This window comes from Streptomyces sp. NPDC047841, from assembly GCF_040704085.1.
GTDB classification, from domain to species: domain Bacteria; phylum Actinomycetota; class Actinomycetes; order Streptomycetales; family Streptomycetaceae; genus Streptomyces; species Streptomyces argyrophylli.
Window position 1 is genome coordinate 108,715 of the sequence record NZ_JBEYRP010000004.1, and the last position, 12,354, is coordinate 121,068.

The 12,354-nt window shown below is 69.9% G+C and carries 15 protein-coding genes; 13 read left to right on the top strand and 2 right to left on the bottom strand.

Annotated features, from left to right (window positions below; all coding sequences use genetic code 11):
- Nucleotides 1-11 precede the first annotated feature (11 nt).
- Entirely contained in the window at nucleotides 12-581 is a 570-nt protein-coding gene (locus AB0947_RS07270) for an HD domain-containing protein (RefSeq protein WP_366749274.1), read from the top strand.
- Here the strand turns inward: AB0947_RS07270 and AB0947_RS07275 are convergent.
- Together AB0947_RS07275 and AB0947_RS07280 are read right to left on the bottom strand one after the other, a co-directional pair.
- Nucleotides 569-1,042, bottom strand: a complete 474-nt coding sequence (locus tag AB0947_RS07275; protein ID WP_366749275.1) for an NUDIX domain-containing protein — start codon at nucleotides 1,040-1,042, stop codon at nucleotides 569-571. The two genes, AB0947_RS07270 and AB0947_RS07275, sit on opposite strands and share 13 nt — an antisense overlap.
- Nucleotides 1,042-1,809, bottom strand: a complete 768-nt coding sequence (locus AB0947_RS07280) for a helix-turn-helix transcriptional regulator (RefSeq protein ID WP_366749276.1) — start codon at nucleotides 1,807-1,809, stop codon at nucleotides 1,042-1,044. The genes AB0947_RS07275 and AB0947_RS07280 overlap by 1 nt, the downstream gene beginning before the upstream one ends.
- 544 nt (nucleotides 1,810-2,353) lie before the next feature.
- On the opposite strand from AB0947_RS07280, the gene AB0947_RS07285 reads away from it, so the two are divergent.
- From AB0947_RS07285 to AB0947_RS07340, 12 genes are all read left to right on the top strand, one after another.
- The gene (locus tag AB0947_RS07285; RefSeq protein WP_366749277.1) at nucleotides 2,354-2,623 is read left to right on the top strand and encodes a DUF6284 family protein; all 270 of its coding nucleotides are present in this window, start codon (nucleotides 2,354-2,356) and stop codon (nucleotides 2,621-2,623) included.
- The gene (locus tag AB0947_RS07290; protein WP_366749278.1) at nucleotides 2,620-3,069 is read left to right on the top strand and encodes a Pycsar system effector family protein; all 450 of its coding nucleotides are present in this window, start codon (nucleotides 2,620-2,622) and stop codon (nucleotides 3,067-3,069) included. The genes AB0947_RS07285 and AB0947_RS07290 overlap by 4 nt, the downstream gene beginning before the upstream one ends.
- The gene (locus AB0947_RS07295) at nucleotides 3,066-3,929 is read left to right on the top strand and encodes a protein spdB (RefSeq protein ID WP_366749279.1); all 864 of its coding nucleotides are present in this window, start codon (nucleotides 3,066-3,068) and stop codon (nucleotides 3,927-3,929) included. The genes AB0947_RS07290 and AB0947_RS07295 overlap by 4 nt, the downstream gene beginning before the upstream one ends.
- Nucleotides 3,929-4,270, top strand: a complete 342-nt coding sequence (locus tag AB0947_RS07300) for an RRQRL motif-containing zinc-binding protein (RefSeq protein ID WP_366749280.1) — start codon at nucleotides 3,929-3,931, stop codon at nucleotides 4,268-4,270. The genes AB0947_RS07295 and AB0947_RS07300 overlap by 1 nt, the downstream gene beginning before the upstream one ends.
- Before the next feature lies 1 nt (nucleotide 4,271).
- Nucleotides 4,272-4,589, top strand: a complete 318-nt coding sequence (locus AB0947_RS07305; protein WP_366749281.1) for a hypothetical protein — start codon at nucleotides 4,272-4,274, stop codon at nucleotides 4,587-4,589.
- A 134-nt stretch (nucleotides 4,590-4,723) separates the two neighbouring features.
- Entirely contained in the window at nucleotides 4,724-6,871 is a 2,148-nt protein-coding gene (locus AB0947_RS07310; protein WP_366749282.1) for an FtsK/SpoIIIE domain-containing protein, read from the top strand.
- Nucleotides 6,872-7,078: 207 nt separating this feature from the next.
- The gene (locus AB0947_RS07315) at nucleotides 7,079-7,546 is read left to right on the top strand and encodes a hypothetical protein (RefSeq protein WP_366749283.1); all 468 of its coding nucleotides are present in this window, start codon (nucleotides 7,079-7,081) and stop codon (nucleotides 7,544-7,546) included.
- Between the two features lie 15 nt (nucleotides 7,547-7,561).
- Nucleotides 7,562-7,852: a hypothetical protein gene (locus tag AB0947_RS07320; RefSeq protein ID WP_366749284.1), complete on the top strand. Its 291-nt coding sequence runs from the start codon at nucleotides 7,562-7,564 to the stop codon at nucleotides 7,850-7,852.
- A gap of 85 nt (nucleotides 7,853-7,937) precedes the next feature.
- Complete coding sequence (locus tag AB0947_RS07325; RefSeq protein WP_366749285.1) at nucleotides 7,938-8,813, top strand: bifunctional DNA primase/polymerase; 876 nt, start codon at nucleotides 7,938-7,940, stop codon at nucleotides 8,811-8,813.
- Nucleotides 8,814-8,815: 2 nt separating this feature from the next.
- Nucleotides 8,816-10,294, top strand: coding sequence for an ATP-binding protein (locus tag AB0947_RS07330; RefSeq protein WP_366749286.1), 1,479 nt, complete (start codon nucleotides 8,816-8,818; stop codon nucleotides 10,292-10,294).
- A gap of 443 nt (nucleotides 10,295-10,737) precedes the next feature.
- Nucleotides 10,738-10,977: a helix-turn-helix domain-containing protein gene (locus AB0947_RS07335; protein WP_366749287.1), complete on the top strand. Its 240-nt coding sequence runs from the start codon at nucleotides 10,738-10,740 to the stop codon at nucleotides 10,975-10,977.
- Between the two features lie 75 nt (nucleotides 10,978-11,052).
- A complete protein-coding gene (locus AB0947_RS07340) occupies nucleotides 11,053-12,321 on the top strand; it encodes a site-specific integrase (RefSeq protein ID WP_366749288.1) in 1,269 nt (422 codons plus the stop codon).
- Nucleotides 12,322-12,354 lie beyond the last annotated feature (33 nt).

The following is a 12,354-nucleotide window of genomic DNA, read 5'->3' on the forward strand; positions in this document are numbered from 1 at the left end:
CCTTGGCCGACATGGGACTGACTGAGTGGGCGTACGCGCTCTCTGAATCGCTGTTGTCCGATCCGCTCCCGCGCCGGTGGGCGCACTCGCTCGGTGTCGCCAAGCGCGCTCGTTCCCTGAGTCCGATCCTGGGAGACGACGCCGAGCTGTTGGAAGCCGCCGCCGTCCTGCATGACATCGGCTACTCGCCGACCATCGCCGTTACGGGCTTCCATCCTTTGGATGGCGCGCGATTCCTCAGGGATCAGGAAGGGGCGGACGAACGGGTTGTTCGTCTTGTGGCGCATCACTCCTGTGCCTTGCTGGAAGCGGAGGAACGCGGACTTCGACAGGAACTTGAGGGCGAGTTCGAGATGGAGCGCCCTGACCTGGTCGATGCCTTGGTCTACTGCGACATGACGACGACGCCGGACGGAACGCAGACGACGCCGGCTGAGCGGCTAGACGAGATCGTGCAGCGCTACGGCCCCGACACGATCGTCGGGCGGTTCATCCAACGCGCGGCCCCCGACATCCATGCAGCCTCCAAGCGCGTCGGGGACCGGATGGCGAACGCTTCCGCTGGCGGTCAGCCGATGTAGGGCTCTCGCCGCGCGTCCTCAAGACCGTGCCTGATGCGCAACATCATCGAAGGGTGGATGTCCAGCCCGTCAAGGTCCGTCGGATCAATCCAGCGGACCTCTTTCGACTCGCTACTCGTGCGCAGGGAACCGCCGACCGGATGGGCCCGGAAGCAGATGGAGAACTGTTGTCGGACCTCACCATCGTCGTACGCCAATACGTGCCCGGGGTCGGTGTAGAGCCCCACGATGTTGTCGACCTCAACGTCGATGCCTGTCTCTTCCCGGACCTCACGAACAACCGTGTCCGCGATGCGTTCGCCGATGTCGTGGCCACCACCGGGCAGCGCCCAAAGATCGTTGTCGGTTTTGTGGATGAGCAACAGCCGTCCCGCACCGTCCCGGACCACCGCCGTCACCGACGGCACCACTGAGTTGGCTTTAGGGGCGTTCGGGTCGCGGAAGTAATCAATCCGGCTCATCAGCGTGTGCCTTCCCATTCGGCGGGTGACGAGATCGGGCGGGCCGACTGCCACACCTTCTCAACGCTCTCAGCGTAGGCGTCGAAGAGTTCACCGCCTGGTACGCGTTGCAGATGGAGCACCGGAGCCATGTAGGCGCCGACCCCGTATAGGTGGCCGTTGGCCAGCATCTCGTCATCGGCCCGGTAGATCGAGTTGTAGAGCGTGGTGCTGTGTAAGCGGAACTCGACACCCGGGAGGCCGAAGAGCGGGCCATAGTTGATGAGGGCGTTGCGAATCTTGCCGGCCATCGCGGCCCCGATCCCTTCGTCCTCGCCCCGCACGGCTACGGCCGGCGAGTCGGGTTCGCCCAGCATGAAGCGGATGGGAACCCCGTCAGCCGCCTTCTCCTTCACGATGCGGTGAAACGTCGCGTCCTCGGTGAGCCAGAACCCGGAGTACACCAGTAGGTCAAACTGCCGGGTCGCCTTGGAGTACAGGTTCGTCCAGAGGGTCTGCATCACGACGGACCGGTGTGGATACAGCCTCACCAACTCCGCGTTACCGGTGGCGGTCACTTCGGCCGACGTCCGTTCGTCCGGCCAGAGGTACGAGACTTCGCACTTCAAAAGTGAGGCGGTCGCGTACTGGAAGCGGCGGTACGGCTTGCGCTCCGGGTCATTGATCCATCGTTCGACCGTCTTGGCCGCCACACCGAGACGTTCGGCCACGTCATCAAGAGTCAGGCCTAAGTCGACTATCGCGCCGCGCAGCCGCTCGTTCGCCACGGCCAACCTCCGCTCACCCGGGACGACTTGGTACGACTTCACGCTAGCTAAGAACGACCTGAGTCGTACAGGCGCGAAGTCGAGCGTCGGCGTCGCCGGCGCCACTCTGTAGGTACATCGAGCGCGAGGGGCGCACGAACTCCAAACAGCCGAAGGGCTTGACGGGGCGAACCTCCCTCTGCAAGATGAGGAACAGGTAATACATGTTCCTTCTGATCGGTCGCTTCGGCGGCCCGATCGAGCGCACGACAAGGGGCCCGGGACAGAGCGGGCCGAGGGACCCGGACCCCTGGTCAACCGGAGGGCTCAGACCGAAAGGTCACGTCTCCATACGCCTGAAACGGGAGCCCGTGTTCCCGAAGGAGACACATCCGCAAGACCACAACTTCGCAACTCAAAGGGCTGCGCCGGTTGCCTCCGCTGTTCGTCTCGCTACGAGCAGCGCTGAGGGGAGCCGGAATCCGACTCCAACGGCGAGCGGCTCCCGGGGTGCCACCCGGGAGCCGCGTTTCGGGCCGTTCCTGACTGGAAGGAACCAGACCCAATGAAGCACATCGTCACTGTTCAGGACGCTGTTACCGCGTTCGCCGACTTCATGGAGCCGACCGGCGCGGAGCTGGACGCGATCGAGGAGGAGATGCCGCTGATCCTGGCGGACGTCGACCTGCTGGACGCGCAGATCATCACCCTGGACCGCACGCCGAGCGAGCTGGACACCCGCCGCATCCGCCGGGCCCGCCGCCGGGTGCTGACCGAGCGCATCGCGCTGGCGAACCGCGCGGCGACCGCGAGCCTGCCGGGGGGTGCGGCATGACCGCCACGACCGGACGGGACTTGATGGCCGCGCACGCCGAGGTGAAGGCGGAGATCGCGCGGACGGACGGCAAGACCAGCCTGTTGCTGGCGTTCGTCGGCGCGGTCCTCGCCGGGGCCTGGAGCGTCGGTCACGACCTCTCCCTGGCCTGGCCCGCCCGTATCGCCGGCGGCGCCGGTATGGCGGTGCTGCTGACGGCGGCCGGTCTGCTGCTGCGCTCGGTCCGCCCGAACCTGGGCGGCCGGCACGGCTTCCCGCTGTGGGCCACGCTCACCGCGCAGGAGATCGCCGACACCGTCTCGCGGGACCTGGCCGCCGACATCGCCGGCCTGTCCCGCCTGGCGGTCGCCAAGTTCACCTGCCTGCGCCGCTCCGTCGACCTCACCCTGGCCGGAGGCGCCCTGCTCGTCCTCGCCGCCCTGCTCGCCATCGGGGGTGCGGCGTGAACGCCAAGACCGTGCTGCCGGCCGTTGCGATGACGGCCGTGTCGATGGTTCTCACGCTGGCCGTGGTGGTGATGTGGCTGGGCACGGCCGTGCCGTGGCCGGTCGCCCTGGTGGTCGGTCTCGGCATCGACGGGGGATGGCTGGCCACCCTCGCCTACGAGCGCCGCCTCGCCGCGCAGGGCGATCACAACCCCACCGTGACCGCGGTCGGCTGGTCGTTCGGGCTGATCGCGACCGGTGTCCTGGTCGCGCATGCCCTGACCGCCGACGGCTCCGCCGCCGCGTGGCTGGCCGTGGCCTGGCTGCCCATCGCGGCCAAGGCCCTGTGGCTGGTCCACGGGCTGTGGGAGCGCACCGCGCTGACCCCGCACGCGCTGGACGCCATCCGGGGTATCCAGCAGGAGGCCCGCGACGAGGCGGCCGTGGCCCGCGCACGGTTGCGGGCGGAAGCGGCCACGGAAGAGACCCGGCTGACGGCCGTGACGCAGGCCGGCGCCCGCGTCGCACGCGTCCAGGCAAAGACAGCCGCAACGCTCTCCGAGGCGTGGGCGACGCTGGAGACGGCCCGCAAGGGCGAGGAGACGGGCAGGGCGCTGACCAGCGTGACGGGCCCCGTCACGCCCGGCGTCACGGCCCGCTGGGAACTGCCCGTCTGGGGACCCTCCGAGCCGGTACCGGCGCTCACGCTGGAAGCCGGACCGGCCCTCTCGGACGACGCCCTTGACGCGCTGGTGGACCAAATCCGGCACAGCGAAGTCCCCGCCCTGTCGTACCGGGAGATGGCCACCCGCTTCCGGGCGGCCGGTCACTCCGCCTCCGAGGTCCGCCTGCGGGCCGCCTGGAAGCGCGTAGCCGCCTGATGGGAGCTCTGCCCGTCTACCGGTGGCGGCCCGCCCCGGACGGCTATGCCACCCGTCGGCAGCTCCGTGCGCGGGGTCTGCGGCCGGGTGGTCAGGAGGTGGCGGCGCAGCTCGAACGGCCGCGCCGCCGCCGGGGCCCGCTGGTCGCCTACCTGTACCGCGTCGACCTGGCCAAGCCCGTGCGTCCCATGACGCCGGCGCGGTGGGCGGCGCTGGCCAAGGCCAACCGCGCCCGCCGCACCTGCCCGAACTGCCGGCGCGACGCCGGCTACGTCATCCCCACCTCGCTCGGCACGTGCGTGCCCTGCGCTTCCCCTTCCACCTCGCCGAGGAGTGCCTGACATGGGCAAGCCCGACACCCGCCGCCTGGACAAGGAAATCCAGCGCAACGAACGCAAACTTCAGGCGGTGCAGAACCGGGAGCTGTGGCCGCTGGACGGCCGCGAGCGCCGCGCCGTGCTGGGCGCGGCCGTCTCCGGTGCCCGCAGCCTGCACCGGGGCAACGGCACCGCCCGTGCGGACCAGCGGATGGACACCGCCTGGCAGAGCGCCGAGACCCGGCTCCTCACGGAGATCGCCGCGCTGAAGGCCGAGCGGCAGCGCATCGTGACCGAGGCCGCCACCGCCAAGGCCGCCAAGAAGTCGTCCGGCTGGTGGTGACCGTGCGCACGACCCGCGCCGGCGCCTGATCGACCTTCACCGCTCGGGGTGGCCGCACCGCGCCACGATCCCGGCCACCCCGAGCGTGTTCCTCAACTTCTCGTCCCGGATCGGGGCAGTCAGGAGAGCACCGCATGAACGGCGACGTCGTTCACCTCTACAAGGACCCCAACCCCGACCCCGCCCCCGGCTCCGCCGCAGGTGAAGCGTCGACTCTGACCATCGTCACCGACACCCCGGCCGCGCCGGCCGCGCCGGTGCTGCCGCTGTGGGTGCGCTCGGGGCGGGCCGTCCGCGCGGCCGTCACCCATGAGCAGACCCGGACCGCCGCGCGTGCGGTGGTCCGGCACTCCCTGTACGTGGCCGGCGGCGCCCGGATCGTGGCCCGCCGTGCATGGGACGGCCGCACGGCCGCCCGCTACGAGCGGATGCTCCGTGCGGCGGAAGCCGCGGGGAACATGGAGGCCGCCGCCGAGTGGGAGGAACGCGGGCAGCGCTTCCGCGAGGCACGTCACCGCCGCCGCATGGACCTGCTGCACTCCCCGTTGGACGCGGCCAAGGGCGCCGCCGTGAGCGCCGGCATGGGCATCGGCGGTCTCGTGCTGCTCGGTATCGCCATGGCGGTGGCCACCAAGGACCCCGCCGACGTCGTCACCCCGCTGATGGCGGTCATCAAGTTCATCAACCTGATGATCACGATCGTGCGGGTGGTGTGGGGCCCGGCCCTGACGATCGGCCCGTTCCTGGCCCTGCTCGCCCTGTGGTCGGTGGGTGCCCATCAGAAGGCCGCACCGCAGTGGGCCCTGCCCGCAAGTGCCCGCAGCGGTGAGGGAGAGCCGATCACCCCGTCGATCGTGGTCAAGGCGCTGCGTGACCTGGGTATCCCGGCCCTGCGCAAGGCCATTACGGAGATGGGCGACGCCGGCGCCTCCATGCTGTCGCCGATCGTGATCGCCGGATGCGGTGTGGAAGTCGACGTGACCCTGCCGTCGGGGGTGTCGACCAACGAGGTGCAGGGCAAGCGGCGCAAGCTGGCGGAGAACCTGTCCCGGCACGAGCACGAGGTGTTCATCACCATCCCGCAGGCTGCCCGCACGGTGCGGCTGTGGGTGGCGGACTCCGGTGCGCTGGACGAGCCGATCGGCCCCTCCCCGCTGGTCACCGACGAGACGCTGACCGCCGACTACAAGAAGGGCCGCGCCCCCTGGGGTCAGGACCTGCGCGGGGACGCCGCCGCGCTGAGCCTGTACCAGCGGCACCTGCTCATCACCGGCCTGTCCAACCAGGGCAAGACCGCCTCCCTGCGCTCCCTCGCGCTGTGGGCGGCCCTGGACCGCACGGTGGAGTTCCGGATCGCCGACCTCAAGGGTGTGGGCGACTGGGCGATGTTCGACGGACTGGCGACCGTGCTCATCCAAGGGCCGGCGGATGAGCAGGTCATCCAGGCTACCGAGATGGTGGAGGGCCTGGTGGAGGAGATGAACCGCCGTATCGAGGCCCGCCGGACCGACCCGAACGCGGTGTTCCCGCCGCTGCTGGGCATCGTGGACGAAGCCCAGGTGGCGTTCATGTGCCCGGTCAAGGACGAGGACGGCCGGCCCTACGGCGGCTCCAAGGCCACCTCCCGCTACTTCATGGCCGTCCGCAAGGTCCACAACCAGGGCCGCGCCGTGGACGTGCTGATGTGGGAAGGCACGCAGGACCCCACCGACCAGAACCTGCCCAAGCTGGTCCGCGAGGGCGCCCACACCCGCGCGTCCCTCGCCCTGGGCACCGAATCCCAGGCCCGCATGGCGCTCGGTGACAAGGCCGTGGACGGCGGCGCCGCCCCGCACCTGCTCCGCCAGGGCCTGGACAAGGGCACCCTTGTCGTCGCCTCCGACGGCATCGAGATCCCGGCCGGGCAGGCGTCCATCACCGTGCGCACCCACTACATCGGCGACGACGACGCCCACGCCATCGCCGAGCGGGCCAAGGCCCTGCGCGACGGAGTTACCACCCTGCACGCCATCGAGCGCGACGACGCCGACCGGGACCCGCTCGCCGACATCGCCTCCATCATCGGCGACGCCGAACGCGTCTTCACGCAGGACATCGTCAAGCGGCTGTCCGTGCTCAACGCGGACGCCTACGGCGGCTGGACGTTCACCGACCTCAAGCGCGTGCTGGAGGCCGCTGGCGTCGAGCCGTACAAGTCGCACGGCCGCATGGTCGTCCGCCGCGACGACGTCACCCGCGCCCTCGCCGACCGCGACGCGGACGGTTCCGCTTCCGCCGCCTGACAACGGGGAGCCACCCGAACGCCGTGCGGGGAGGCGGGGAGAACTCCCCAACCGCCTCCCCGACCCGCCTCCCCCGCACTGATCAGCGAAAACACCCCTTCGGGGAGGCGGGGAGGCGCCCAGGTCAGCACCCCTGAAACCCCCTCCACAGCCACCCCCGAGGGGGGTGCGTCTGCCTCCCCGAGCGAGCACCGGAAGGGATTCCGCATGTACCCCGAACCGCTCCGCAACGCGCCCGACGAGCGGGCCGTAACCGTCCACCAGCCCGGCCCCCTCGCCCCCGTACCGGCCATCGCAACGGCGCTAGTTCCGGTGCAGCCGAGCGCAGTACCGACGGTAGCGAGCATCGTCCTGCCCGACGGCCGCGTCGTCACCGGCTACGCCGTCACACCGACCCACCCGGCACCGGCCACGGCCAAGCCGGCGGCCGTCTCCCGCACGGCGGTGAACATCGCGCTCGGCGGCATCGGCTTCGGGGCCGTCTGCGGCGGGCTGCTCCTGCTGACCACGTTCATCACCGCCCTCACGGCGCTGATCACCCAGCTCATCACCCTGGCCGCCATCTGCTTCGGCGGATACGCCGCCGTCCAGATCTTCAAGCCCAACCACAGCAAAAGCGGCATCACGTTCCACATCCGCAAGGCCGTCTTCAAGCGCAACCACTTCCACGGCTGACAGGAGACCAGCACCGTGCGACTGCGCATCCAGCTCACCACCTGGCCCCGCCGGGCCCTGATCCTCACCGACACCCCCCGCCCGAACTGCCGGATGTGCGACGGGGAGGGCGGCACCAACCACGACTACGGCGACACCGCCACCGGCGAGTACGCCGGCACCGACTGGGAGCCCTGCACCTGCTGGGACGAGAACCGCCGCCGGACCCTGCTGCCCTTTCCGCGCCGGCCCCGGTGGCTGCGCCGCCGTGACACCGGCTGTGACCCGTGGGCGCCCGGCGGCTACAGCAACGAACCGCCCTTCTAGCTACGCCAAGGGCGGCCCCCATCCGACCAAGAACCGGGGCCGCCCTTGTCTCCAGTCCTCAACAGACCTGCGGAGGTTTCCCAGCATGACCCAACTGACCCCCGTTCGGCGAGCGTCCGGCCACCGGCCGCCCGTGCTCGACACCGCGCTCACGCTCGCCGCCGACGGCCTGCCCGTGCTGCCGCTGCGGGCAGGCAAGGTGCCGTTCGGCAACTGCCTCACCTGCGCCGGCAACGCGTGCGGCGGCCGGCCGAACATGAAGACGCCGAGCACGTGCCACTGCCCCGGTGTCTGCCACGCGTGGGCCGCCGCCACCACCGACCCTGCCGTCATCACCTCGCCCCCGTGGCTGGTGGCGTGGGATCGGGCGGTGTGCGTGGGTTACCACCCCGGCGGCGCCGGGCTGACCGTGGTGGACCTGGACGACGCGGCGGCCGTCGCATGGGCCCGCGAGACGCTACCCGCCACCCGGACCGTGGCGACGACGCGCGGGGAGCACTGGATCTACCGGGGTGCCATGACCTCCCGCAACGCGGTCCGGCCCGGCGTCGACATCAAGTCGTCCATGGCCTACGCCCGCTACCTCGGCCCCGGCACCGGCAGTCTTGCCGACCTGCCCGACGCCGTACGCGCCCTGGCCATCAAGCAGCCTTCCCCGGTCCGGTCGGTGCCGCAGGCCGTCACCGTGCCCCCACGCGCCGGCGAGGAGTGCCCGCACCGCACGCCCGCCTTCTTGGAGCGCGGTATCGGCATGGCGGTGGAGCGAATCACCGAGGCGCGCAGCGCGATCCACGCGACCGTGTACCGGACGTTCCTCGCCGTGCTATCCACGCACGGCCGGTGCGGCTGCCTCACCGACGCCCACGTCATGCGGCTGTTCGCCGCCGCGCAGGCCAAGGGCGAGTCCCCGCGGCACTGCTCAGACGCGTGGACCAACGCCCGCACCACGTTGGGACTGTGAGCATGACCGACGACGACAAGAACCCCGCCCGCGAGATCATCACCAACTACGCGCAGGACCACTTCCGGTACTTCCGCACCGCCGACGGGACCGTGTACGCGCAGCGCAACGGCCACCCCGTGGCCCGCCCGATCCGCTCCCAGGGCACCACCGGCAGCCACCGCCAGGAACTCATGGTCGGTCTCTTCCGCGACGGAGTCGGCGTCTTTAACGGGACCGCGCTCAAGGAGGCTTTGGACTTGATCGAAGCCTTGGCGCTGACCGAGGACGTGCAGCCCGTCCACATCCGCGTCGCCCCCGGGCTCGACGGGGCAACGTGGCTGGACCTGGGGCGTGCCGACGGGCAGTCCGTCCGCATCCACCCCACCGGCTGGGACATCGCCGTCCCCGACCCGCGAGAGGTGTGCTGGCGGCGCACCCAGCTCACCGGGGAGCTGCCGATCCCGGCCAAGGACACCGACGGCAAAGGCATCGACCTGTTGCTCAGGTTGTGCAACTTCGCCAACGCGGAGACGGAGTGCCTGGCCATCGCCTGGCTCATCGGCTGCCTCGGACCGTCCGTACCTGTCCCCGCCCCATTCCTCACCGGCCCGCAGGGGGCGGGCAAGTCCACCAGCGGGCGGATGCTCGTGCGGGTCATCGAGGGCATGAGCGGGGACCTGCGCCGGGCCCCGAAGGACGAGGAAAACCTGATCGCGGCGGTAGCCGCCGGATGGGTCACAGCCTTGGACAACCTCTCCCACATGACCCCGGACCTGTCGGACGCGATGTGCTGCATCGTCACCGGGGCCGAGAACGTCAAGCGCGCGCTGTTCACCGACGGGGACGTCTTCCGCGCCCGCTACCGCCGCCCCCTGCTCCTGACCGGTATCGACGTCGGCGTCATCCGGCCCGACCTCGCGGAACGGCTCCTGCCCCTGCGGCTGGAGCGGCCCAAGGTCCGGCGCACGGAAGCGGAACTGTGGGCGGACTACGCCGAGGCACTGCCGGTCATCCTCGGGTCTCTCCTGGACCTCACGGTCAAGGTCCGCGCAGCAGAGGCAGACATCCCCACCGACCTGCGCATGGCCGACTTCGCCCACCTGTGCGCGCAGCTCGACGCGGCCACCGGCCTCGGAGCACTCGCCGCCTACCGGGCCAGCCTGGACGACCTCAACGACGACGTCATTGAAGGTGACCTGCTGGCGCAGACCGTCCTGAAGCACGCCGCCGGCATCGAGCCGGGCACCGAGCAGCGGATGACGTCGGCCGAGTGGCTGCACTGCCTCAGCGGCCTTTACGCGGGCGAGGACTTCCGTCCCCTGCCCAAAGGGTGGCCGACCACCGGCAAGGTGCTCTCAGACCGCCTCAAGCGCCTTCAGCCCACCCTCGCCGCCCGAGGCGTCCTCATCGACTGGGGCCGCACCAAGACGGCCCGCTACATCGAGATCGCGCGGCCGGCCCACTCACCGGCCCCGCACGAGCAGGCAGCGGCCTTCTGACCGCGCGGCACCACGCCCGCCCGCACAAGCAAGAGGAGCACCCGCCGCCGCGTGCTCCTCTTGCTGTTCGGCGGCGCCGCCGCCCTGTGATGGTCGCGCCGCGAAGCGGCCCGTTCTTTACTCTCTGAGCCGCGCACCACAACAGACACCACCCCCCCTCTTTGTCCGAAGTAGAAAGACGCTGCGTCACCTGCGTCACCCGCACCCCGTAAACGGCCGGTGACCTGCCGGAAGACGGGTGACGCAGACGGCCGATCTCTGCGTCACCCCGCGTCACCTGCGTCACCCGGTGACGAAGGCCTGCGTCACCGGTGACGCACCTTCTCGGTCCTGCGTCACCACGAAACGGCAGGTCAGGTGCATGAATGACGCAGATGACGCGGGTGACGCAGAAATCCGCACCTCGGACACACCCGGCCCTGCGCTCCCTGCTTGGAGTCCCTATGGCAAAGCCGACAGCCCCCGACCCCCGCGCCACCCTCCGAAGCGGCCTGCCGGACCGGTACCTAACCCCTGACGACATCGCCGGCATGTTCGAGGTGCCCCTAGAGACCGTCTACCAGTGGCGTAAGAAGCGCACCGGTCCGCCCGGCTTCCGCATCGGCAAGCACCTCCGCTACGACCCCGCCGACGTACGGGCCTATGTCGACCAGCTCAAGCACGCCGAAACCGCAGCCGCCTAACCAAACACCCACCACACAGCAGGGAGAGCCGCCCGTGCGGCTCTCCCTGCTGCATGTCGAGAGGACCATTGCCTGATGGCAGGGCACATCCAAGACCGGTGGTACAAGACCGAATCCGACGCCACCGGCAAGCCCCGTCGTGTACGCACGGACCGCTACGGCACCGGAATGCGTTACCGCGCCCGCTACATCGGCCCGGACGGAACAGAGAAAAGCAAGTCATTCCCCGACGGACAGAAGCGACTGGCCGATCAATGGCTCGCCCACATTGAGGCGGACATGTCTCGCGGCCAGTACGTGGACCCGGCCGCGAGTCGAGTGACGTTCCGGCAGTACGCCGAGAAGTGGCTGAACACCCAGACCACCGACATGACAACGCGAGAGTCGGTGGAGTCCGCGATTCGCGGCCATGCCATCCCCTACCTGGGACCGCGACCACTCGGTTCTTTCAAGCCGGAACACATCCGGGATTGGCTCAGCGAACTGGAACGGGCCGTCCCCGCGTCGTCATACCGGCGCGTGATCTACAACAACGTGTCGACGGTCCTTAACGCGGCCGTGGACGACGGCCACTTGGCGAAGAACCCGTGCCACGCGCAATCGGTTCGTCCGCCTGCTGCGGGTACTGGTCGCGTTGTGCCGTGGAGCGCAGAGCGCGTCTTTGCTGTGCGTGCAGCGCTGCCGGAGCGATACCGCGCGACGGTCGACCTCGGAGGCGGATGCGGACTCCGGCAAGGGGAGATCTTCGGGCTACCCGTCGACGCAATCGGCTTCGACTCCGGATGGCTCCACATCGCGAACCAGGTGAAAGTGACGAAACAGGGTCTCGTATTCGCCCCACCCAAGCGCAACAAGATCCGCGACGTTCCCTTGCCGGACCGCGTGGCGCACGCTCTCAAGCAGCACATGGAGGCGTTCACCCCGGTGGAGATCACCCTGCCGTGGCTCCGGGTGGACGGTCCGCCTGTCACGAAGCGGCTGCTGTTCACCCGCCTTGACGGCGCCGGCGCGGTTCGACGTACCGACTTCAACGACCGCGCATGGAAGCCCGCCCTCGTGTCTGCTGGAGTGATTCCCGCGCCCAAGCCCGGTCAGCGTCACCAGGCTGCCCGCGAGCACGGCATGCACGCCCTCAGGCACTTCTACGCCTCGGTCCTGCTGGACGCCGGCGAGAACATCAAGGCACTGAGTCACTACCTCGGCCACAACGATCCAGGGTTCACGCTCCGGGTCTACACGCACCTCATGCCGAGCAGCGACGCACGGGCCCGCAAGGCCGTGGACGGCCTGTACGAGGGCACCGATCCGACGCCGGACGGCCCAGAGACGGCCCAGGGTCAGTGAGACGCAATGGGGCCGACGGTCCGCAGCCGTCGG

Coding starts and splice junctions, on each gene's coding strand:
- AB0947_RS07315 (WP_366749283.1), top strand. CDS start 7,079: ATGTACCCCGAACCGCTCCGCAACGCGCCCGACGAGCGGGCCGTAACC.
- AB0947_RS07310 (WP_366749282.1), top strand. CDS start 4,724: ATGAACGGCGACGTCGTTCACCTCTACAAGGACCCCAACCCCGACCCC.
- AB0947_RS07275 (WP_366749275.1), bottom strand. CDS start 1,042: ATGAGCCGGATTGATTACTTCCGCGACCCGAACGCCCCTAAAGCCAAC.
- AB0947_RS07330 (WP_366749286.1), top strand. CDS start 8,816: ATGACCGACGACGACAAGAACCCCGCCCGCGAGATCATCACCAACTAC.
- AB0947_RS07300 (WP_366749280.1), top strand. CDS start 3,929: ATGGGAGCTCTGCCCGTCTACCGGTGGCGGCCCGCCCCGGACGGCTAT.
- AB0947_RS07285 (WP_366749277.1), top strand. CDS start 2,354: ATGAAGCACATCGTCACTGTTCAGGACGCTGTTACCGCGTTCGCCGAC.
- AB0947_RS07325 (WP_366749285.1), top strand. CDS start 7,938: ATGACCCAACTGACCCCCGTTCGGCGAGCGTCCGGCCACCGGCCGCCC.
- AB0947_RS07340 (WP_366749288.1), top strand. CDS start 11,053: ATGGCAGGGCACATCCAAGACCGGTGGTACAAGACCGAATCCGACGCC.
- AB0947_RS07270 (WP_366749274.1), top strand. CDS start 12: ATGGGACTGACTGAGTGGGCGTACGCGCTCTCTGAATCGCTGTTGTCC.
- AB0947_RS07335 (WP_366749287.1), top strand. CDS start 10,738: ATGGCAAAGCCGACAGCCCCCGACCCCCGCGCCACCCTCCGAAGCGGC.
- AB0947_RS07305 (WP_366749281.1), top strand. CDS start 4,272: ATGGGCAAGCCCGACACCCGCCGCCTGGACAAGGAAATCCAGCGCAAC.
- AB0947_RS07290 (WP_366749278.1), top strand. CDS start 2,620: ATGACCGCCACGACCGGACGGGACTTGATGGCCGCGCACGCCGAGGTG.